This is a genomic window from Salinicola halophilus (genome assembly GCF_003206155.1).
GTDB lineage: Bacteria > Pseudomonadota > Gammaproteobacteria > Pseudomonadales > Halomonadaceae > Salinicola > Salinicola halophilus.
This window is the reverse complement of sequence record NZ_PZJV01000001.1, coordinates 1,620,098-1,641,833: the sequence shown is the minus strand read 5'-3', so window position 1 is coordinate 1,641,833 and position 21,736 is coordinate 1,620,098. Positions and strand designations below refer to the sequence as shown.

Here is a 21,736-nt window from a genome sequence, read left to right as displayed (position 1 = left end):
CCCATGACCCCCGCTTCGAACGCCACCGCTTCCCCCCTCGACGCCGCGGATACCCACGCCGATCACACCGATGGCGCCGGCTCGCCGCTGGCGGCGCAATCGCTCCATGCAAGCTACGGGCGAGGACGCGGTCGGCGTCCGGTGATCGATGACCTGTCGCTGTCGCTGCCGGCGGGCAAGGTGACGGCGATCGTCGGCCCCAACGGCTGCGGCAAGTCGACGCTGCTGGCGAGTCTTTCGCGACTGCATCTGCCGGACGCCGGCGCGGTGCTGCTCGACGGCGACGACATTCAGCGGCTGCCGGCGCGGGAGGTGGCGCGCAAGCTTGCACTGCTGCCCCAGGAGACTCATGCGCCGGAGGGGCTTACCGTCGCCGAGCTGATCCAGTTCGGGCGTCAGCCGCACCAGGGCCTGATGCGTCAGTGGTCGGCCGAGGATCGCCGCATCGTCGACGAGGCGCTCACCGCCGCCAACCTGCATGCGCTCGCCGACCGCCCGCTGGACGCGATGTCCGGCGGCCAGCGTCAGCGCGCCTGGATCGCCATGGCAATCGCCCAGCAGACGCCGCTGCTGCTGCTCGACGAGCCCACCTCGGCGCTGGATCTCGGCCACCAGCTCGAGGTGTTCGAGCTGATCCGCGAGCTGGCCGCGGCGGGCAAGACCCTCGCCATGGTGGTTCACGATCTGGTCAGCGCCTGTCGCTACGCCGACCATCTCGTGGCGATGCTCGACGGCCGGATCATCGCCGCCGGCACGCCGAGCGAGGTGGTCACCCCCGAGCTGGTTCGCCGCCTTTACGGGGTGACCTGCGATCTACTGCTCGACCCGGCGACCAACAGCCCGATTCTCACCAACGTGCGTTCGATCCGCGCCGAATAGCCGGGTCGATCCTGTGACCCGCCTCCAATGCCGCGGCGTTCCAGCGTTCGGAGACGTTCACGCCTCGGGGTCGTCCACCAGCACCCGCGAGAACTTGACGATCTCGGCGTTGCGATTCGCCCAGCCCAGATGCTCCCAGAAGCGGTGGGCGTCCGCGTTCTCTGCCAGCGTATCCAGGTGCACCTTCTCGATGCCCGCGGCGAGCAGGGCGTCGAGGGAGCGCTTGACGAGGTCGCGGGCGATCCCCAAACCGCGAAACGCCGGCTCGACCATCACGTGCTGCAGATAGCCGCGGCGGCCGTCGTGGCCCGCCATGGCGCAGCCGACGATGCCGTCGTGCTCGGCGTGGCGAGCGACGAAGCTCATGCCCGGATTGCGGTCGAGATAGCGCGCGGTGGCGTCGAAGCCGTCGGCGTTACGAATCACCACGCCCGGCGTGCGGCGCATCATCGCCAGGAAGTCGGGGTGGTCGTCGAGGGTCATTTCGGCGATGCGCAGGGTGTCGGGGCTCATGGGCGGTCACTCTTGGTCGACGGAATCTGAAGCGAACGGTTGAAGCGTGGCGTCGCCGCGAGCGGGGGAGGCAGAGCCCTTGGATGACGCCGATGGACTGATCTGAAACCCGCCTTGGCGGCTCAGCGCAGCCGTGGCCGGCGAAGACGACGAAGCGGGATGTTGATCACCGCCAGGCCGACGATCACCGTCAGCCCGCCGAGCACCTTATGAATACCTAGCGAGTCGTCGAGCAGCCAAACCCCGAGGAGTACGGCGAACACCGGCATCAGCAGCGTCAGCGGCACCACTCGGCTCACCGGATGTTTCTGCAGCAGGCGATACCAGAGGCCGTAGGCGGCGATGGAGGACATCACTGCGGTATAGAAGACGGCGCCCCAGCCGGCCCAGCCGGCGTGGCGGATCGCCGCCCACTGGCCGCTTTCGAACAGCGCGCTGCCGAGCCCCACCAGCGGGATGGCGAACAGCGCGATCCAGCCGGTCATGGTCAGCGGCGCAATGGGCGGGGCGAACTTGATCAGCAGTGTGGAGACCGCCCAGAAGAAGGCGCTGGCGAGCAGCAGGGCGGTAGAGGCGGGCGGCGGCAGCGTCGGCCCGCCAGCGAGGATCACCACGCCGCCGAAGGCGAGCGCGAGCCCGGTGATGCGCCGCGGGCTCAGCCGCTCGCCGAGAAACAGCGCCGCCAGTATCGTCGCGAAGGGGGTGCCCATCTGAACCAGCAGCGCGCCGGTACCCGCCTCGGCGTGTGCAAGGCCCAGGAAGAGCAGCGGGAAGTGGAGCCCGCCGAAGGTCACCGCCAGCAGCAGGATCCACGGCAGCTGCACCCGGGTGATACGGGTAAAAGGGACGACCAGCAGCGCGACCAGAGCGAAACGCAAGAGCGTCACCAGCAGCGGCGGCAGATCCGCCACGCCGAGCTTGATGACGATGATGTTGAACGCCCAGATGACGATGATGCCGAGGCCGATCGCGAGATCCTTGGGGGGCACTGACGACACTCCTGGTCGGTGACGGCGCGTCGCGGTGGACGCCAGGCGAAGGGGGCGTCATTGTCTCAGGGTGCGATTCGATCGCAAGAGGATTTTGAACCGCCCGCGCCCGCGTCGTCGCGGTGCGATCCGTGAACCCGCCCCGAAGCGGTTTGATGAAAAGGCCGATTCCCTCATGAGTGTCACGTCACCTCGCCGCACTGCCCTGGCTGCCTTCGTCATCGTCGCGGCTTCTCTCTCCACGGCTGCCGGTGCAGCCCCGGCCGAAGACGGCGCGAGCCATCGTCTGACGTTGGACAACGGCACCCAGGCGTACACGCTCGATGTGGAAGTGGTCGACACGGCCCAGGGCCGCGCCCGCGGATTGATGGAGCGAGACTCCCTGGCCGCGGACGCGGGGATGCTCTTTCTCTACGACCGCGAGCAGGCCGGTGCCAATGCGTTCTGGATGTATCGCACGCGCATCCCGCTGGATATCGCCTTCCTCGGCGGTGACGGCCGAATTCGCGCGCTGAAGACGATGTCGCCGTGTCGGGCACAAAACGCCCAGGCGTGCCCGGTCTATCCCGCCGGCGAGCCGTTTCGCGCCGCGCTCGAGGTCAATGCGGGCTATTTCGAGGCGCACGATCTGGCGGTCGGCGATCGGATCGACCTCTCGGCCTGGCTCGGCGAGCGCTGAGCCAGGCGGCCTCGAAACCGCGCCCAAAGGGGAGTTTTGCCGGACCCGAAGTCGCTATATGATGACGCGGCGTCAGGCTACGCTATCCGATGGGAGCCGTGTTGCGTAAGGTAACCTGCACGGCGCGGCAGTCGCGATCGCGATGGCCTGCCGCCAGCCCGCTTCAACGGGGTCGCTCGGCGGCCGACACAATAAATGGGAATTTCGAGGTAAGCGCATGAAACGCCACGCTTTGACCGCTGCGGTCCTCTCTACCGCCGTCATGGGGGCAGCATCCTTTTCCGCCTCCGCCACGGCGCAGGAAACGCAGTACATCACCATCGGCACCGGCGGCCAGACCGGCGTCTACTACGTCGTCGGCCAGTCCGTCTGCCGCATGGTCAACCGCAGCGCCGAAGAGCTCGGCATTCGCTGCAACGCGCCCTCCACCGGTGGCTCGGTCGCCAACATCAACGGCATCAAGTCCGGCGAGCTGAACATGGGCGTGGCCCAGTCCGACGTTCAGTACAACGCCTACAACGGTGAAGCCCAGTTCGACCAGCCGATGGAGAACCTGCGCTCGGTGTTCGCCGTGCACGGCGAGCCGCTGACGATCCTGGCGCGCAAGGATTCCAACATCGAATCCCTCGAGGATCTGCAGGGCAAGCGCGTCAACATCGGCAACCCGGGCTCCGGCCAGCGCGCCACCATGGAAGTGCTGATGGACGCCGAAGGTTGGGATACCAGCGTCTTCTCGCTGGCCTCCGAGCTGGGTGCGGCGGAAATGGCCTCGGCGCTTGCCGACAACAACATCGACGCCATGGCCTACGTCGTGGGTCACCCCAACGGCGCGATCCAGGAAGCGACCACGACCGTCGATGCCAACCTGGTGCCGCTCAACGACGATGCGGTCAAAGGTCTGGTCGACGAGTATCCGTACTACAGCATGGCCACCATCCCCGGCGGCATGTACGAAGGCAACCCGGACGACGTCGAGACCTTCGGCGTGCGCGCGACCTTCGTGACCTCCGCCGACGTCGATGACGAAGTCGTCTATCAGACGGTCAAGGCCGTGTTCGACAACTTCGATCGCTTCAAGCGCCTGCACCCGGCCTTCGGCAACCTGGAGCCGGAAGACATGATCAGCCAGGGCCTTTCCGCCCCGCTGCATGAAGGCGCCAAGCGCTACTACAAAGAGCAGGGCTGGCTGTAATTCGGCCCGCGCCGGCTGCAAGGTCGGCGCGCCGCTGTCCTGAAGGCGCCTTCCGAGGCGCCGTACCGCGAGCGCGGTGGCTGTGAACCGGCCACCGCGTCTTTGCATCGGCCCGGCGACCCATGGCGCCGGCCGACTCGCAGGAGAGGCGTCGCATTCGATGCGTCTTCATTCCCGGTTTGTCACGTCAGGATCGACACATGACCGACAACACTTCCGGCCCCGATCAGGCCAAGCTCGACGAGCTCGCCGCCACCGATACCGGTGGGCGCAAGCTGACGGGCATTCCGAATCGCCTGTTTCTCGGCGTCGCCGCGCTCTGGTCGCTGTTCCAGCTCTGGATCGCCTCGCCGCTACCGTTCCTTTTCGGCTTCGGGGTGTTCAGCGCCACCGAGGCGCGCTCGATCCATCTTTCGCTGGCCGTGTTCCTGGCTTTCATGGCCTATCCGGCGCTCAAACGCTCGCCGCGTGAGCGCATGCCGAACACCGACTGGGTGATGGCTCTAGTAGGCGCCTTCTGCGCTTCCTATCTCTACTTCTTCTACGATCAGCTGGCGCAGCGGCCCGGTGCGCCGATCCTGCAGGACGTGATCATCGGCGTCATCGGCATCGTCCTGCTGCTCGAGGCGTGCCGGCGCTCGCTCGGCCCGCCGCTGACGATCATCGCGCTGATCTTTCTGATCTATTCGCTGGCCGGGCCCTATATGCCGGGCATTCTCGCCCACCGCGGGGTGAGCTTCTCCGGGCTGGTCAATCATCAGTGGCTCACCACCCAGGGTGTCTTCGGCATCGCGCTGGGGGTCTCGACCAGCTTCGTCTTTCTGTTCGTGCTGTTTGGGGCGCTGCTCGACAAGGCCGGCGCCGGCAACTACTTCATCAAGGTCGCCTTCTCGCTGCTCGGGCACTACCGCGGCGGCCCGGCCAAGGCGGCGGTGGTCGCCTCCGGACTGACGGGTCTGATCTCGGGCTCGTCGATCGCCAACACGGTGACCACCGGGACGTTCACCATCCCGATGATGAAACGCGTCGGCTTCAGCTCGACCAAGGCCGGGGCGATCGAGGTCTCCTCGTCGGTCAACGGCCAGATCATGCCGCCGGTCATGGGCGCGGCGGCCTTCCTGATGGTCGAGTATGTCGGCATTCCGTATATCGACGTCATCAAGCACGCCTTTCTACCGGCGGTGATCTCCTACATCGCGCTTCTCTACATCGTCCATCTGGAAGCGATGAAGGCGGGCATGCAGGGGCTGGAGAGCGGCAATCCGGTGCGCCCGTGGCTTGCCAAGATTCTCGGGTTCCTGACCGGGCTGGTCGGCCTGATGGCGCTCTCGGCGGCGGTCTATTACGGCATCGGCTGGCTGAAGCCGGCGCTCGGTGATGCCGCTTCCTGGGTGATCGCCGTCGGAGTGGCGGCCGTCTATGTCGGGCTATTGAAGCTCGGGTCGAACTATCCCGAGCTCGAGCACGACGATGCCTCGAAGGAGATCACGCAGCTCCCGCGTACCAAGCCCACGGTGATGGTGGGGCTCCACTATCTGCTGCCGGTGGTGGTGCTGGTCTGGTGCCTGATGGTCGAACGGCTCTCCCCGGGGCTCTCCGCCTTCTGGGCCACCGTCTTCATGATCTTCATCATTCTCACCCAGCGTCCGCTGGATGCGCTGTTTCGCGGCAAGAGCGAGCTTGTCGGTGACATCAAGCGCGGCGGCATCGATCTGTGGGAGGGGCTGGTCGACGGCGCCCGCAACATGATCGGCATCGGTATCGCCACGGCGACCGCCGGGATCATCGTGGGTGCGGTGGCGCAGACCGGTGTGGGGCTGGTGCTGGCGGATCTGGTCGAGCTACTGTCGATGGGCAATCTGCTGCTGATGCTGCTGCTCACCGGCGTGCTCAGCCTGATTCTCGGCATGGGGCTGCCGACCACCGCCAACTACATCGTGGTCTCGGCGCTACTGGCGCCGGTCATCGTGCAGCTGGGCGAGCAGCAGGGGCTGATCGTGCCGCTGATCGCGGTGCATCTGTTCGTGTTCTACTTCGGCATCATGGCCGACGTCACACCGCCGGTGGGGCTGGCGTCGTTCGCCGCGGCAGCGATCTCCGGGGCGGACCCGATCCGTACCGGCTTCCAAGCGTTCTACTACAGCCTGCGCACCGCGGCGCTGCCGTTCCTGTTCATCTTCAATACCGATCTGCTGCTGATCAACGTCGATCTCTGGCACGGCATCCTGATCTTCGTGGTGGCGACCTTTGCGATGCTGGTGTTCGCGGCGGCGACGCAGGGCTTCATGCTGGTCAGAAGCCGCTGGTACGAGAGCGTGCTGCTGCTGCTGGTCGCCTTCACCCTGTTCCGTCCCGGCTTCTGGATGGACCGGATCGACTCGCCGTACGAAGAGGTGCCGCCGGCCCAGTTCGAGCAGGCGCTGGGTGAGCTCGAGGGCAACGAGCATCTGCGCGTGCGCATCGACGGGCTGGATGCCTACGGCGCGCCGACGAGCTTCGTCGTTCAAGTGCCGGCGACCGAGGGTGACACCGGCGCCGAGCGTCTCGACAGCCTCGGCCTGCACCTGATGGAAGAGGATGGCAAGACGCTGGTCGACATGACCGACTTCGGCAGCGAAGCCGAAGAACTCGGCTTCGACTTCGACCAGGAGATCGTCGCCGTACAGCTACCGGTGGGCCAGCTACCCAAGGAGCTGATGTGGATTCCGGGGCTGATCCTGTTCGCCCTGATCGTGCTACTGCAGCGTCGGCGCCGCCGGATAGCGCCGAAAGAAGCGACACCCGCCACGGCGTGATCGACGGGCCGGGTTGGCCGGCCCTCGATCAGGCTTCGTGCGCGGATCACGACAGCGGTCGCCCTCGAGGCGGCCGCTTTTTCGTGCTCGGTCGCTTGGCAGGACACTCATACATTGCAGGAGATCGGCATGGCCTTTCCCGACAGCAGTATCGATTACCGCGAGCATCCCGAGGCGTACCGCATCGGCCACGGCGAGCGCGGCGTCTTCCACGTCCACCCCTACAAGGAAGAGCTGCTGCCGCTGTGGGCGATCCGCAACGAGGTGGACGCCACCGAGGCGATCACGGCCATCGAGGCGCGCTTTCGCGACTACCGCGAGCAGGACGACTTCGTCGGCATGGACATGGCGCGCAAGTACCTGCAGATGGGGTACACCCGCTCGCGGCGCTATGCCCGCTACCCCGGCGGGCGCAAGCGTGACAAGCGCGGCGAGGCGATTGAACCGCGCAACGCCGACGCCGAAAAGGCGCGGATCGCCCAGCGCTACCAGAAGGCGCTGGATGCGGTGCGCGACGACAAGACCTACTGTCGGGCGAAGCAAGCGCATCAGCGCAGGACGCGCCGCTGAGCCTGGCCCGCATTTCCGTTTCCGATCTCTCGCTTGTCACGCTGCAGGAGCCGACCGTGCCTACGTTGACCGCCATTCATCGCTACCCCGTCAAATCCACCGCCGGCCACTCGCTGGCACGCGCACGAGTGGAAGAGGAGGGGCTCGTCTTCGATCGACGCTTCATGGTCGTCAAGCCGGACGGCACCTTCCTCACCGCGCGGACCCATCCGCAGCTGCAGCGCATCCGGGCCCAGTTCGACGGCCGACGTCTGACCCTGACCCACGACACTCGGGCGCCGTTCGACGTCTCCTGTGAGGAGTTCGTCGACGAGACGCTCGCCACCCGGGTGTGGGACGACGGCTTTACCGCCCGGGCGACGCATCCGTCGGTGGATATCTGGCTCAGCGAGGCGCTCGACGAGCCGGCGCGGCTGCTGTGGCTGGGCGAGCGTTCGCCGCGCTACCGCGAGGCCCTCGGCGTGCGAGTGAATTTCGCCGACGGCTTTCCGCTACTGCTGATCTCGCAGGAGTCCCTCGACGACCTCAACCGCCGCACCGACGGCAGCCACGTGATGGCGCAGTTCCGGCCCAATCTGGTCGTGGACGGCGTCGACGCCTACGCGGAAGACACCTGGAAGCGCGTGCGGATCGGCGAGGTGACGCTGCGCGTCGATGCGCCGTGTGCGCGCTGCGCGATGGTCACGGTGGACCCGGCTCGCGGCGAGAAGCGCCGTGACAAGGAGCCGCTGAAGACGCTGGCCGGGTATCGTCGAGGGGAGGGCGGCAAGGTCTATTTCGGCCAGAACCTGGTGGCGGAGAACGGCGGCGAGATCGCCGTGGGTGACACCCTGGAGATACTCGACGGTCTCTGAGCCGATGCCACCAACGCCGCTGATGGGCCGCCCGGTGCTCAGCGCCGGCGCTTGAGACGACGCTCGATCACTTCGAGACCCGGGCGGTAGTCGCCGCGAACCGCGGCCAGCGCCAGTGCCAGCGAGCGCTCGGCCACTCGGTCGTGGTCCTGGGGCAGCGAGTTCACCCGGCACGGCAGGAAATCGAGCAGCCGATCGTCGCCGAAGGTGGCGAGCCTGAGCGCCTCGGGCAGCGGGCCGCGCTCGAGCAGCGCATCGAGCAGTCCCTCCATCAGCGTATAGGAGGCGGTGACCACCGCGTTCGGCAGACCCTCTTCGTCGATCAGCGTGCGCATCAGTGCCGCCCCGGCTTCTCGCTCATAGCGCTCGCCGCTCAGGCAGCGATGCCGCGAGCGCTCACCGCAGGCGTCGAGAAAGCCCCGGCGGCGCTCGGCGCTGATCGAAAGCGTCGGCACGGCGTCGAACCACACCAGGCGCTCGTCGGGCGTGCCCATGACCGAGCGGGTCAGCGCCTCGCCGGCGGCGCGGCCGTTGGTCACCACGCTGACGAAGCGTGCCGGGTCGAGCGGGCGGTCGACGGCGATCACCGGCACGCCCTCGCCGAGCAGGTCGGCGTAGAAGGTGTCGTCGGCGGGCAGGCTGCTGGCAACGATCAGCGCATCGCAGCGCTGGGCGCGCAGCGACAGTGCCACTTTGCGCTCGGTGGCGGGGTCGTCATCGGAGCCGGCGATCCAGAGCTGATAGCCCTGGCAGCGGGCGCCGTGCTCGAGCCGCTTGGCCAGCCGCGCGTAGCTGCCGTTCTCGAGATCCGGCACGATCAGCCCCAGCGTGCGGCTCTCGCCGCCGCGCAGTGCCGCCGCCTGAGCGTCGATGCGATAGTCGTGGGCGCGCGCCACCTCCAGCACCCGGGCGACCGTCGCCTCGCTGATTCGCCGCGCCCGCGCCTGGCCGTTGAGCACGTAGCTCGCCGTGGTGCGCGAGACGCCGGCGAGGCGGGCGATGTCGGCTAGTGTCATCCACAATCTCCGGCGCTGAAAACGGCGTGACCATACCCTGTCGCCGCGGGTCGGGACAGCCCAAGCGACAGCGATGCCGTTCCAGACTGGCGCTGCATCGAAGGTCTAGCTTGTCACGGCACCGCGAAACGACGAGCATATCGCGCATTCAGGTGACACGATTCAGCCTACGACGATTGGCCTAGGCTGCGATCATCATCGCGTACCGATTCACCCTTCGCGCCGTCCGCCAACGACGCGAGTGCCCTCGAGGGAAACGATCGATGGGAGAGATCGACATGTCCAACCGCCCGCCCCAGGCCAAGCTCGCCCTCCAGCCGGAGAACGTGACGCTCGACTGTCGCGCCTCGAGCTGGCAGGCGGCGCTCGATCAGGCCGCCGAGGCGCTGACCCGCGCCGAACTCGTCACCGCAAGCTATCGCGATGCGCTGCACGCCCGCGAGGCGCAGGGTTCGACCTACCTCGGCAGCGGCATCGCCATTCCGCACGGCACTCCCGAGAGCCGTGAGTTGATCCATCACACCGGCGTGGTCCTGCTGCAGTTCCCCGAGGGCGTCGAGTGGCACGACGGCAACCGCGTCCATCTGCTGGTGACCATCGCCGCCGCCGGCGACGAACACCTCGACGTGCTGCGCCGCCTGACCCAGGTGCTCGACGACGACGGTCTTGCCGAGCGGCTGCCCCGTGCCGAGAGCGCCGAGGCGATGATCGCACTGCTGAGCAAGACGCCGGTTCGGGCGCGGCTCGATGCCGATACGCTGTGCCTCGGTTTTCCCGCCCGCGACCGCTTCGAGCTGGCGCTTGCCGCGGCGGCGAGACTGCGTCAGGCGGAGTGCGTCGACGTCGACTTTGTGGCCGCCATCAATCAGCAGGAGCCGGTGGCGCTGGGTCAGGGGCTGTGGCTGGTGAGCGCGACCCAGGGCGTCAAGCAGCCGGCGCTGTCGCTGGCGACGCCGGAGCGCGCCTTCAGCGGTCCCAGGGGACCGGTCAACGGGGTCTTCTGTATCGCCGCTCAGGGCGAGGCACATCGCGATCTGCTCGCCCGCGTGGCCGACCTGCTCGACCGCAACGAGGGCACTGCGCTGGTCGACAGCGACCCCGAGGGCGTCCTGGCGCGGCTTTCCGGTGAGTCGAGCACGAGTGCCTCCGCCCGGGTGACGCTACTCAACGCCCACGGCCTGCACGCGCGTCCGGCAAAGGTACTGGTGCAGCGCGCCCGCGAACAGGCGCTGCCCGTGCGGGTGAGGCTACTCGAGGGCGACGCCGAAAGCGTGTCGGCGGCGAGTCTGACCAAGTTGATCGGTCTCGGCGCCCGCCGCGGTCAGACGCTGGTCTTCTCCGCCGATGCGGGTCATGGCGAGGCCGGCCAGCGGGATGCCGAGGCGGCGCTGGCGGCGATGGTCGCCGCCGTCGAGCAGGGCCTCGGCGAGTCCGTGCGGCCGCTGTCGGAGAGCGCGGCCCCCTCGACCCCGACTCGCGCCGTCGACGAGAGCGCCGCCCCCGAGCCGTTCGCCCCGGATAGCGCGCTGCCGGCGACTGCCGCCTCGCCGGGGCTTGCCATCGCCCCGGCCTACGTCATGCGCGCCCCGAGCTTCGACTACCCCGAGCGCGCCCGCGACCTGCCCGCCGACAAGCAGGGCGACGCCGCGCATCAGCGCGAGCGCCTCGACGCGAGCCTGGTCGAGGCGCGGGATCAGCTGAACGCGCTGATCGCCACCGCCAAGGGCGGCGACGTCGCCGAGATTCTCTCCATGCATGCCGAGATGCTCGACGACCCGGAGCTCCACGAAGCGGCGTTCGAGGGCATGCGCGACGGTTTGAGCGCCGAGGCCGCCTGGTGGCAGGCGATCGATACCGCCGCCCGCGCCCAGGAGGTGCTGGCGGATCGGCTGCTGGCCGAGCGCGCCGCCGATCTGCGCGACGTCGGCCGGCGCGTCCTTGGCGTGCTCTGCGGCGTGTCGATGCCGACGCCGCCGGATCGCCCCTACATTCTGGTCACCGACGACATCGGGCCGTCCGATGTGGCGCGGCTCGATACCGCCCAGGTGCGCGGGCTGCTCACCGCCCGCGGCGGGGCGACCTCGCACAGCGCGATCCTCGCCCGGGCGCTGGGCATCCCGGCGGTGGTCGGCGCCGGCGCGCGCATCCTGACCGTCGCCAATGACGAGGAGCTGATCCTCGACGGCGATCTCGGTCGGGTGATCGTCGCCCCGGCCGCCGAGCGCCGCGACCGTGCCGAGCTGCGCTTGAAAGAGCTCGAGCGGCTGCGCCGCGAGGCGTTCGGCTCGCGCTTCGAGCAGGGGCGCACGCTGGACGGCAAGCGCGTCGAGATCGCCGCCAACCTCGGCAACACCGCCCACGCCGAAGAGGCGGTGGAGCACGGCGCGGAGGGCGTGGGGCTGCTGCGCACCGAGTTTCTGTTCATGGCGCACCCCCAGGCCCCCGATCTCGATACCCAGATCGCCGAGTATCGCCGGGCCTTCGATGCGCTCGATGGCCGGCCGCTGGTGGCGCGCACGTTGGACGTCGGCGGCGACAAGCCGCTGCCGTACTGGCCGGTGGCCGCCGAGGACAACCCCTTTCTCGGCCTGCGTGGCATCCGTCTGGCGCTGACCCGGCCGGACATTCTCGAGACCCAGCTGCGGGCGCTGCTCACTGCCGCCGGTGACCGGCCGCTGCGGATCATGTTCCCGATGATCAAGGACGTCGACGAGTACCGCCGGGCGCGAGCGATCGTCGATGCGCTGCAGGCGGAGATCGGCGCGCCGGACGTGCAGGTCGGGGTGATGATCGAGATTCCCTCGGCGGCACTGCTGGCGCCGAGTCTCGCCGCCGAGGTCGACTTCTTCTCCGTGGGCACCAACGACCTCACCCAGTACACGCTGGCGATCGATCGCGGCCACCCGGAACTCTCGTCGCAGGCGGACGGCCTGCATCCGGCGGTGCTGCGACTGATCCAGATGACGGTCGACGCCGCCCATGCCCACGGCAAGTGGGTCGGGGTGTGCGGCGAGCTGGGTTCCGACGCCGCCGCCGTGCCGGTGCTGGTGGGCCTCGGCATCGACGAGCTGTCGGTCTCGGTGCGCCAGGTGCCGATGGTCAAGGCGCGGCTGCGCGGTATCACCCTCGCCAACGCCCGGCTGCACGCGGAGACCGCGCTCTCGCAGGCAACGAGTCAGGCGGTACGCGACGCCCTGGAGGCGCTGTAATGACGGCACGCGATTCGTCGGCAGACGATACGACACGTCCGCCACTGCTGGTGGTCGCGCTGAACCCGGCGCTGGATCTGACCATCGAGCTCGCCCGCCTCGAACCCGGAGCCGTGAACCGGGCCTCATCGACCCAGCTCGCCGCTGCCGGCAAGGGGCTCAACGTCGCCCGCGTGCTGGCTTCTCTCGGTCACCGCGTGGTGCTCTCGGGGTTTCTCGGCGCCGACAACGACTCAGCCTTCGTCGCCGCCTGTCAGGCGCACGACATCGAGGACGCCAGTCTGCGCCTGCCGGGCGAGACGCGGATCAACGCCAAGGTGGCCGAGGCCGACGGCCGGGTCACCGATATCAACGGCCCGGGCGTTGCGGTCTCCGAGGCTGACCTCGAGCGCCTCACCCACGAGCTGCTCTCGCGCTGTGACAGCCAGCGCCCGGGGGCGGTGGTGATCACCGGCAGCCTGCCGCCGGGCGTCACTCCCGAGGCGCTGGCGACGCTGATCGCCACGCTCAAGGCGAGCCACGTGCCGGTCTGGATCGATACCAGCGGGGCGGCGCTCGCCGCGGCGCTGGAGATGGCGCCCACCGCCGCCAAACCCAACGAGCACGAGCTGGCCGAATGGGCCGGCGGGGCGCTCGACGATTTCGCCAGCCAGCATGACGCGGCACGCCGGCTCCACGCCGCCGGGATCGAGGAGGCGCTGGTCTCCCTCGGCGGGGCCGGGGTGCTCTGGGTCAGCCGCCGCGGCGAATGGTTCGCCGCGGCGCCGACGGTCGAGGTGGCGAGCACCGTGGGCGCGGGGGATACCCTGGTCGCGGCGATGCTGCACGGCATCGTCGAGCAGGGTGAGCCGGCGGCGGTGCTCGGCTTCGCCGCGGCGCTGGCGGCGGAGTCGGTGCGCCATGTCGGCGTCGGTGATCCGACAGCCTCGGATCTTTCGCAACTGAATCAACGAACGCGTGTCAGCCGCCTCGATGCAGCGGGCCACGCCGGGGAGAGCGCATGAACGTCATCCTGATCACCGCCTGCCCGAGCGGCATGGCGACCACTTTTCTCGCCGCCCGACGGCTCGAGCAGGCCGCCGGCCATCTCGGCTGGCAGGCCCATACCGAAATGCACGGCGAGCTCTCGCCGGTCGAGCCGCTCAGCGCAGAGACCATCGCGGCGGCCGATCTCGTCGTCGTTGCCGCCGAGCAGGTGCCTTCGCCTGAGCGCTTCGCCGGCAAGGCGCTCTATCGCGCCCCGGTGGCGCAGGCGCTACCCGACCCGCAGGCGTTTCTCGAGCGGGCCCGTCGGGAAGCGGCGAGCTTCGACCCGGCCAGCGAGTCGGCTGGCGAGCCGGGCGCTACCGACCTCGCAGCGATGTCCGCCCAGAGCGGCGGTGCCGGCAAGCGGATCGTCGCGGTCACGGCGTGCCCCACCGGCGTCGCCCACACCTTCATGGCGGCAGAGGCCCTCACCCAGGCCGGCCGCAGCATGGGCCACACCATTCAGGTGGAGACGCAAGGGTCGGTAGGCGCGCAGAACGCCCTCGACGACGAGGCGATCGCCAACGCCGACGTGGTGGTCCTCGCCTGCGATATCGAGGTCGACGATACCCGTTTCGCCGGCAAGCCGATCTATCGCACCGGTACCGGCACCGCGCTCAAGCAGCCCCAACAGACCCTCGAGCGGGCACTGGCCGAGGGCGCGGTGGAGACCGCGGGTAGCGCCACCGCCAAGGGCGGCGGCGAGGCGAAGAGCTTCAAGGAGCGGGGGCTCTACAAGCATCTGCTCACCGGGGTCTCCTTCATGCTGCCGATGGTGGTCGCCGGCGGGCTCTGCATCGCGCTGTCGTTCGTCTTCGGCATCGATGCGTACGAGCAGGAAGGGAGTCTCGCCGCGGCACTGATGCAGATCGGCGGCGGTACCGCCTTCATGCTGATGGTGCCGGTGCTGGCAGGCTATATCGCCTACTCCATCGCCGACCGTCCCGGTATCGCGCCGGGGATGATCGGCGGGCTGCTCGCCTACAATCTGGGCGCGGGGTTCATCGGCGGGATTCTCGCCGGTTTTCTTGCCGGCTACTCGGCGAAGGCGGTGACGCGCTACGTCAAGCTGCCGGCGAGTGTGGAATCGCTCAAGCCGATCCTGATCATTCCGCTGCTGGCGAGCCTCGTTACCGGCCTGGTAATGATCTACGTGGTGGGCACGCCGGTGGCGGCGGTGCTCGAGGCGCTGACGACCTTCCTCAATGACATGGGCTCGACGAACGCCGTGCTGCTGGGGCTTCTGCTCGGAGCAATGATGTGCTTCGACATGGGCGGGCCGGTCAACAAGGCGGCGTACACCTTCGGCGTGGGCCTGCTCTCCACCGAGACCTACCTGCCGATGGCGGCGATCATGGCGGCGGGGATGGTGCCGGCGATCGGCATGGGCATCTCCACCTTCGTGGCGCGGCGCAAGTTCTCCCAGCCGGAGCGCGAGGCGGGCAAGGCGTCGTTCGTGCTGGGGCTCTGTTTCATCAGCGAGGGGGCGATTCCGTTCGCCGCCAAGGACCCGCTGCGGGTGATTCCGATCTCGATGATCGGCGGCGCGATCACCGGTGCGCTGTCGATGTGGTTTGGCGTGAAGCTGATGGCGCCCCACGGCGGGCTCTTCGTGCTGCTGATTCCCAATGCGGTCAACCTGGCGCTGCTCTACCTGCTCGCCATCGCTGTGGGCTCGCTGATCACCGGGCTCGGCTACGCCGCGATCAAGCGCGGGGCGGCCGCACTCGCCACGACCGCCACGAACAGTGACTCGCCGGCGGTATCGAACGCCTGATCTTAGACCGACACGGGGAGTCACCTCGACCCGCCGTCGCGCTTACCGCGGCGGCGGGTTTTTAGTTAGCGCCCGAGGCGATCTAGAGTGAGTGAACATCGACGAGACGAAAGGGGGTGAGCGATGAAGATTCACTGGCAGGGAGAGCGACTCAGCGTCGCCGAGGGCGATATTACCCGCTTCGACGGCGACGCCATCGTCAACGCCGCCAACCAGTCGCTGTTGGGCGGCGGCGGTGTCGACGGTGCCATCCACCGCGCCGCCGGCCCGGCGCTGCTCGAGGCGTGTAAAGAACTTCGCGATAAAGCGTGGCCGGACGGTCTGCCGGTGGGGCAGGTGGCGGTGACGCCGGGCTTTCGCCTGGCGGCGAACCACGTTATCCACACCGTGGGCCCGGTGCACGCCAAGTCGGAGGATCGCTCGCAACAGCTCGCCGACTGCTATCGCCACGCGCTCGACGTCGCCGCCGAGCGGGGTTTCTCCCGGCTGGCGTTCCCGGCGATCTCCACCGGTATCTACGGCTATCCGCCGGCGGCGGCCGCGGCAATCGTGTCCGACGTCATGCGAGAGCGGCTGCCCAACATACCCGGGCTCGAGGTGACGCTGGTGTTCTTCTCCGCCGCCGACGCCGAGACCTTCCTGCGCGCGGCTAACCTCTGAGCGGCAGCTGACGACGGGAGCGCTCGCGGCGGGCAGCGTTCTGCCACGACGTCACTCCTCGGGCTGGTACTTGTAGCCGACGCCGTAGACGGAGCGGATGATGTCGCGCTCCGGCCAGACGTCGGCCACCTTGCGCCGGAGCTTCTTGACGTGGCTGTCGACGGTGCGCTCCGAGACGATGCGATGATCGCGATACATGTGATCCATCAGCTGATCGCGGGAGAAGATCCGCCCCGGGCTCTGCATCATCACCTTGAGCAGCTGGAATTCGACCGCGGTGAGGCCCAGATCGGTGCCGCCGGCAAGCGCGCGCCAGCCGTCCTCGTCCAGGGTGAGGCCTGCCTGTGTCGCCGGCGTCTCACCGAGTACCGCGGCGCCATGGGTGCGTCGCAGCACCGCCTTGACCCGCGCTACTACCTCCCGCGGGCTGAACGGCTTGCAGATGTAGTCATCGGCGCCGAGCTCCAGCCCCAACAGCCGATCCACCTCTTCCACCCGGGCGGTGAGCATGATCACCGGCAGCGCCGGATAGCGCTCGCGAATCTGGCGGCAGAGGGTGAGGCCGTCGGTGCCCGGCAGCATCAGATCGAGCAGCACCAGCATCGGCGCGTGCTCTTCGAGCCACGGCATGACGGCGTCGCCGTGATCGAGATGGTCGGAGGCGTAGCCGCTCTTGGCGAGATAGTCGGCGATCAATCGCGCGATCTTGGGTTCGTCTTCGACGATGAGAAGCGGGTCGGTCATCGATTCGGCTCCTTGGCTCGGGCGTCGCTGGCGGCGGACGCGAGCGGGAAGGTGAGTGTCCAGCGCAGCCCGCCGAGCGGCGAGGCGGAGGGGACGAGGGTGCCGCCCTGAGCGCTGATCAGGGCGCTGGCGATGGAGAGCCCCAGCCCGCTGCCGCCGCTGCGCCGGTTGCGCGAGCCCTCGACGCGATAGAGCCGCTCGGTGAGACGCGGCAGCTCGGCGTCGGGCACGCCCGGCGCGGAGTCTTCCCAGATCACTTCGGCGTGATGTCGCCGGGCGCGCAGCGTTACGCGAAGCTCGCCGGGGCTGTCGGTGTAGGCGATGGTGTTGGAAAGCAGGTTGTTCCAGAGCTGGCGCAGACGCTGACTGTCGGCGCGCACCAGCACGGACTCGGTGTCGAGGACCAGGCGGAATCCCAGGCTCTCGAGCCGGGCGCGGCCATCCTCCAGACGCTGAACGAGGGAGTCCGCCAGATCCACCGGGATCAGGTGCATGTCGAGGGCACCGGCGTCGCTCTGGGCGAGCAGGCGCAGATCCTCGACCAGATGGCCGAGCTGGTCGACCTCCTGCTGTAGCGAACCCAGGCTCTCGACGCTGAGCGGGCGGACGCCGTCCTGCATCGCCTCGATCTCGCCGCGCAGCACTGCCAGGGGCGTACGCAGCTCGTGGGCGATGTCGGCGACCCAGCGCTGTCGCGCCCGGCGGTTGGCGTCCAGCGTCTCTGCGAGCAGGTTGAAGTCATGCGAGAGCCGGGAGAGCTCGTCGCGGCCGCGCTCGGAAAGCCGAACGCTGTAGTCGCCGAGGGTGAGCCGGCGGGTGGCCAGCGTCATCGTTCGCGCCCGACGACCCAGCCACCAGGAGAGGCCGCCGGCGAGCAGCAGCGAGGCGAGAAACAGCGAGCCGATGATGATCGTCAGACTGCGCTGCTGCCGGTCGAGAAAGATGCGGTCCATGCGCGCCATCAGCCGCTCCGGGGGGAGATAGCCGAGCTGCCCCACGGTGATCCCGTCGCTGCGGATCGGTACGAAGTGCGGCTCCGGGGCCGGGGGCAGGGCCGGGTCCTGCGCCGGGGCGTCGAGCAGCGGCTCGCCGATCACCGGGTTGCTCAGTTCATCGAGCAGCACGAAACCGCCGGCGTCGGTGAGTTCGCGGTCGATGCCGCTCGGTGGGCGCCGCTCGCTGGACCAGAGCTGGCTGCGCACCAGACTCTGCCAGGCGCTGGGGTCGTCGCGCAGCCACTGCCAGCTGCCGCGCTCCTGCCACTGCTCGCCGAGCGCACCGGCCAGCGTTTCCGCGCGGGTCGCCTGGCTGCGCTCCAGGTAGCTGATGAATCCCTGATCGAGGCTGCGGGAGACGAACAAGAAGACCAGCCCGCTGATCAGCACGTTGGTGAGCAGGATGACGACGAAGAGCTTGAGGCTCAGGCGAGAGGGCCGGAGGTCGTCCCGCGGGGAGTTGAGCGATGGGAGCATGGACTCGGAGTGCTTCACGGTGACCAGGAGTACGACAGAGTCTGCCAGCGCATCGCGCAGAGAGGCGGTAGCGAATGGTCAAGCATTGTGGAGATCGCCGTGTCGCGTCTCGGTCGGCCCGGTGGCAGGCGTCGTCGGCCAGGCGACCTCCACCGGCCAGTGCGGCTGTGCGCTGGCGTCGAAGCGCGACCAGAGTTCGGCGTAGGTGGTGCCAAGTACGGGGTGACGCTGCTCGGGCAGCAGCTCCGCTAGCGGATGCAGGACGAAGGCGAAACGCTCGATGTCGCACCGCGGCAGGGTGAGGGGCGGTGAGTCGAGGCGGGTATCGCCGAGCAGCAGCAGGTCGATGTCGAGGGTGCGGGCGCTCGGGCCGCGCTTGCCGCCGACCTCGTCTCCGACACCCTTCGCGTCGTCGCGACCGTTGTCGTGCTCGATCGCCTTGCAGTGGCCGTTGAGTTCGACCGCCAGGAGCGATGTCTCGAAGGCAACCACGAGGTTGTAGAAGTGTCGGGGGTCTTCGAAGCCCACCGGCGGGCTTTCGAAGACCCGCGAGCGTAGCAGCGGCTGGGGCGCGGCAAGGGACTCGAGGGCCTCGAGCGCGCGGCCGAGATGACGTTCGCGCGCGATATTGCTGCCGAGCCCCAGGACCGCGAGCGCCATCAGTCCGCCTCGCGCTCGATCCGCACGCCGACGGCGCGGGCGGCGGCGACGGCGCCGGGCTTTCTCACCGTCAGGCGCAGCCGCTTGACGCCGAACTCGGCGATCAGCAGTCGAGCGACGCCCTCGGCAAAGGTCTCGACCAAGGCGTGGGCGTTGTCCTCGGCGTAGCCGGTCAGTCGCTCGCAGATGGCGGCGTAGTCGAGCGTGTGGGAGAGATCGTCGTCCCGCGCGGCGAGGCGAATGTCGGTCGAGAGCTCGAGATCGAGCTCCAGGCGCTGGCGTATTTGGCGCTCCCAGTCGTAGACGCCGATGACGGTGTCGAGCGTCAGTCCCTCGATCAAAACCTGATCCACAACAATGGCCTCTCGCCGATGACTCGAAAACGGTAGCGCGGCGGTGCCGTGACGTTGGCAGCGCCGCCGCAGGATGCGAGTTCGATTGTACGTTAGCACGGTGGCAGAATCAGGGCCGCCGCGGGCGGTTTTGCGCGGGGCGCCAGTCAACGTCGAGAGGAGCCGCGGATGCTGTCACCCACTTTGACGCTCGGCCTGCTGGTCGGCGCGGGCTATCTGAGCGGCTCGTTCCTCGGCGCGATCTGGGTCTGCAGGCTGCTGGGACTCGAGGACCCGCGGCTGGCGGGCTCCGGCAATCCGGGGTTCTCCAACGTGCTGCGCGCCCACGGCTGGCAGCCGGCGGCGTTGACGCTCGCCATCGATGCGGCCAAGAGCGTACCGGTGATGTGGCTCGCCGGTAGCGCGTCGCTGACGATCTGGACCGAGGGGCTGGTGGGCTTGAGCGTGCTGGTGGGGCACAGCCTGCCGGTCTGGCATCGTGGTCGCGGCGGCAAGGCGGTGGCGAGCGCCTTCGGCGTGCTGTTGATGCTCGCCACCCCGGTGGCGCTGATCGCCGCGCTGGTCTGGTTCGCGCTGGCCTGGCGGCTCAGAACCGCGGCACTGGCCTCCCTGGCCGCCGCGCTCACCGCGCCGCTGGCGAGCTACTGGCTCGCCCCGGAGGCGACCGGCGTGATCTGTGTCTTCTCGCTGCTGGTGATGGCCCGCCACGCCTGGGACATTCGGCACTGGCGCGAGCGCGGTGCGCGCACGCTGACACCCGCGCTGGCGGATCCGTTCGACGAGGAAGATGCGCTCACCGATCGCCGCGAGCTGGCGGCCGACGAGCTGGTGGCGAGTGAGCTAGCGACGAGTGAGCTGGCAGCGGGCGATCACGCCGAGGATGCGATCGGCAGCGAGCCGGGAGGCGACGTGCCCTCGGCGCAGGCCCGGGCCGAGCGCCGCGACTAGGCGCCCGGGGCGCAGAGTTCGGCCAGCGGCCAGCGCGGCCGGGGCTGCAGGGTTTCGGTACGCTCACCGGCGAGCAGGCGCTGGGCGCCGGCATAGGCGATCATCGCGCCATTGTCGGTGCAGAAGCGGCCCCGCGGGTAGAAGGCGCGGGCGCCGAGCTTGGTCATCGCCGCGTCGAGCCCCTCGCGTAGCCGCCGGTTCGCGCTGACGCCGCCGGCGACCACCAGACGCTCGCGCCCGCTCGCCTTCAACGCCCGGCGACACTTGATCATCAGCGTATCCACGACGGCATCCTCGAAGGCGCGGGCAACGTCGGCGCGATCCTGCGCCGCCACCTCACCCTCCACCGTCAGCGCGCGCAGCGCGGTGAGCGTGTGGGTCTTGAGCCCCGAGAAGCTGAAGTCGAGACCGGGGCGGTCGGTCATCGGGCGGGGGAAACGAAAGCGTGTGCCGTCGCCGCGCTCTGCCAGCGCCGCTACCTGCGGGCCACCGGGGTAGGGCAGCCCGAGCATCTTGGCGACCTTGTCGAAGGCCTCGCCGGCGGCGTCGTCCACCGATTCGCCGAGCAGGACGTAGTCGCCGAGCCCGCGGACGTCGACCAGCTGAGTGTGCCCGCCAGAGACCAGTAGGGCGACGAACGGGAAGGCCGGGGCGTCCGCCTCGAGCATCGGCGCCAGCAGATGCCCTTCCATGTGATGGACGCCGAGTACCGGCACGTCGAGCGCGCGCGCCATGCCGTGGGCGGTGCAGGCACCCACCATCAGGGCGCCGACGAGTCCCGGGCCTGCGGTATAGGCGATGGCGTCGAGGTCGTGCTTGCCGAGGGCGGCGCTATCGAGCACCTCGTCGATCAGCGGCAGCAGCTTGCGGGTGTGATCGCGGGAGGCGAGCTCCGGCACCACGCCGCCGAATTCGGCATGCAGCGCGATCTGGCTGTAGAGCGTGTCGGCGAGCAGGCCGCGTTCGGTATCAAAGAGCGCGACGCCGGTTTCGTCGCAGGAGGTTTCGATGCCCAGCACGCGCATGATCGAGTCGTCCGTCACTGTTGAAGGGAGGCGGCCGGCGATCGTGGGGAAACGTCGTTCCGGTAGCCTTGAAAAGGGCGCCTAGTCTACCCGCGCACGGCGGTGATCGACACCGTCGCTTGTCCCTTGGCGGTCGCAATGGCCATGGCGCGTTCTCGATATCGGTGACATTGCAATGGCCTCGAGCGACGACTAGAATACGCTGCTCTGCAAGACTGGGTCGTGCGCCCATAACACGTTTTCCGAGTCCCGAAAAGCGCGTCTCGGAAAGATCCGTAGTGGCAGATCGTCGTGAAGCTCGCTTCGCTGCGTTTTGTGATTGTGGATCGTGTCACTCAAGGCGTACGTACAAACCGAACTCGATTCTCAAGGTAG

18 protein-coding genes and 1 pseudogene are annotated in these 21,736 nt (G+C 68.6%); 11 read left to right on the top strand and 8 right to left on the bottom strand.

From position 1 onward, the window contains the following. Nucleotides 1–3 precede the first annotated feature (3 nt). Complete coding sequence (locus tag DOM33_RS07335; RefSeq protein WP_110667208.1) at nucleotides 4–879, top strand: ABC transporter ATP-binding protein; 876 nt, start codon at nucleotides 4–6, stop codon at nucleotides 877–879. Nucleotides 880–936: 57 nt separating this feature from the next. On the opposite strand, the gene DOM33_RS07330 is transcribed toward DOM33_RS07335, so the two are convergent. Beyond that, nucleotides 937–1,392, bottom strand: a complete 456-nt coding sequence (locus tag DOM33_RS07330) for a GNAT family N-acetyltransferase (protein ID WP_239495283.1) — start codon at nucleotides 1,390–1,392, stop codon at nucleotides 937–939. Between the two features lie 122 nt (nucleotides 1,393–1,514). Further along, on the bottom strand, nucleotides 1,515–2,381 hold the full coding sequence (locus DOM33_RS07325) for a DMT family transporter (protein ID WP_110667205.1): 867 nt from the start codon (nucleotides 2,379–2,381) through the stop codon (nucleotides 1,515–1,517). A gap of 175 nt (nucleotides 2,382–2,556) precedes the next feature. On the opposite strand from DOM33_RS07325, the gene DOM33_RS07320 reads away from it, so the two are divergent. The 5 genes from DOM33_RS07320 (at nucleotide 2,557) to DOM33_RS07300 (ending at nucleotide 8,471) form a co-directional block, all read left to right on the top strand. Then, entirely contained in the window at nucleotides 2,557–3,060 is a 504-nt protein-coding gene (locus tag DOM33_RS07320) for a DUF192 domain-containing protein (protein WP_110667618.1), read from the top strand. Nucleotides 3,061–3,277: 217 nt separating this feature from the next. After that, the gene (locus DOM33_RS07315) at nucleotides 3,278–4,252 is read left to right on the top strand and encodes a TAXI family TRAP transporter solute-binding subunit (RefSeq protein ID WP_110667203.1); all 975 of its coding nucleotides are present in this window, start codon (nucleotides 3,278–3,280) and stop codon (nucleotides 4,250–4,252) included. A gap of 200 nt (nucleotides 4,253–4,452) precedes the next feature. Beyond that, nucleotides 4,453–7,047, top strand: coding sequence for a TRAP transporter permease (locus tag DOM33_RS07310; protein ID WP_110667201.1), 2,595 nt, complete (start codon nucleotides 4,453–4,455; stop codon nucleotides 7,045–7,047). Between the two features lie 129 nt (nucleotides 7,048–7,176). Further along, nucleotides 7,177–7,617: a DUF4385 family protein gene (locus DOM33_RS07305; RefSeq protein ID WP_110667199.1), complete on the top strand. Its 441-nt coding sequence runs from the start codon at nucleotides 7,177–7,179 to the stop codon at nucleotides 7,615–7,617. Nucleotides 7,618–7,673: 56 nt separating this feature from the next. After that, complete coding sequence (locus tag DOM33_RS07300) at nucleotides 7,674–8,471, top strand: MOSC domain-containing protein (protein ID WP_110667196.1); 798 nt, start codon at nucleotides 7,674–7,676, stop codon at nucleotides 8,469–8,471. A gap of 38 nt (nucleotides 8,472–8,509) precedes the next feature. Here the strand turns inward: DOM33_RS07300 and cra are convergent, their stop codons facing one another. Continuing rightward, nucleotides 8,510–9,487: a catabolite repressor/activator gene (cra, locus tag DOM33_RS07295; protein WP_110667194.1), complete on the bottom strand. Its 978-nt coding sequence runs from the start codon at nucleotides 9,485–9,487 to the stop codon at nucleotides 8,510–8,512. Nucleotides 9,488–9,765: 278 nt separating this feature from the next. On the opposite strand from cra, the gene ptsP reads away from it, so the two are divergent. The 4 genes from ptsP (at nucleotide 9,766) to DOM33_RS07275 (ending at nucleotide 16,159) form a co-directional block, all read left to right on the top strand. Further along, nucleotides 9,766–12,696, top strand: coding sequence for a phosphoenolpyruvate--protein phosphotransferase (ptsP, locus tag DOM33_RS07290; protein WP_110667616.1), 2,931 nt, complete (start codon nucleotides 9,766–9,768; stop codon nucleotides 12,694–12,696). Then, a complete protein-coding gene (gene pfkB, locus DOM33_RS07285) occupies nucleotides 12,696–13,700 on the top strand; it encodes a 1-phosphofructokinase (RefSeq protein ID WP_110667193.1) in 1,005 nt (334 codons plus the stop codon). The genes ptsP and pfkB overlap by 1 nt, the downstream gene beginning before the upstream one ends. Further along, nucleotides 13,697–15,499 (top strand): PTS fructose-like transporter subunit IIB, encoded by a 1,803-nt coding sequence (locus DOM33_RS07280; protein ID WP_110667190.1) that lies wholly within the window; start codon nucleotides 13,697–13,699, stop codon nucleotides 15,497–15,499. Before pfkB ends, DOM33_RS07280 begins: the two co-directional genes overlap by 4 nt. A 123-nt stretch (nucleotides 15,500–15,622) precedes the next feature. Beyond that, the gene (locus DOM33_RS07275) at nucleotides 15,623–16,159 is read left to right on the top strand and encodes an O-acetyl-ADP-ribose deacetylase (RefSeq protein WP_110667187.1); all 537 of its coding nucleotides are present in this window, start codon (nucleotides 15,623–15,625) and stop codon (nucleotides 16,157–16,159) included. Between the two features lie 51 nt (nucleotides 16,160–16,210). Here the strand turns inward: DOM33_RS07275 and DOM33_RS07270 are convergent, their stop codons facing one another. The 4 genes from DOM33_RS07270 to folB all read right to left on the bottom strand — a co-directional run bounded on the left by DOM33_RS07270 (nucleotide 16,211) and on the right by folB (nucleotide 19,388). Further along, complete coding sequence (locus DOM33_RS07270) at nucleotides 16,211–16,903, bottom strand: response regulator (RefSeq protein ID WP_110667185.1); 693 nt, start codon at nucleotides 16,901–16,903, stop codon at nucleotides 16,211–16,213. Continuing rightward, a complete protein-coding gene (locus DOM33_RS07265; RefSeq protein ID WP_110667182.1) occupies nucleotides 16,900–18,375 on the bottom strand; it encodes an ATP-binding protein in 1,476 nt (491 codons plus the stop codon). The genes DOM33_RS07270 and DOM33_RS07265 overlap by 4 nt, the downstream gene beginning before the upstream one ends. Nucleotides 18,376–18,453: 78 nt before the next feature. Next, nucleotides 18,454–19,035 (bottom strand): 2-amino-4-hydroxy-6-hydroxymethyldihydropteridine diphosphokinase, encoded by a 582-nt coding sequence (gene folK, locus DOM33_RS07260; protein ID WP_110667180.1) that lies wholly within the window; start codon nucleotides 19,033–19,035, stop codon nucleotides 18,454–18,456. After that, the gene (gene folB / locus DOM33_RS07255) at nucleotides 19,035–19,388 is read right to left on the bottom strand and encodes a dihydroneopterin aldolase (protein ID WP_110667178.1); all 354 of its coding nucleotides are present in this window, start codon (nucleotides 19,386–19,388) and stop codon (nucleotides 19,035–19,037) included. The genes folK and folB overlap by 1 nt, the downstream gene beginning before the upstream one ends. Nucleotides 19,389–19,556: 168 nt before the next feature. On the opposite strand from folB, the pseudogene DOM33_RS07250 reads away from it, so the two are divergent. Then, nucleotides 19,557–20,120, top strand: a pseudogene (locus DOM33_RS07250) (glycerol-3-phosphate acyltransferase); the annotation flags it as partial. A gap of 212 nt (nucleotides 20,121–20,332) precedes the next feature. Here DOM33_RS07250 and tsaD read toward each other — a convergent pair. Further along, nucleotides 20,333–21,361 (bottom strand): tRNA (adenosine(37)-N6)-threonylcarbamoyltransferase complex transferase subunit TsaD, encoded by a 1,029-nt coding sequence (gene tsaD / locus DOM33_RS07245; protein ID WP_110667614.1) that lies wholly within the window; start codon nucleotides 21,359–21,361, stop codon nucleotides 20,333–20,335. Nucleotides 21,362–21,736 lie beyond the last annotated feature (375 nt).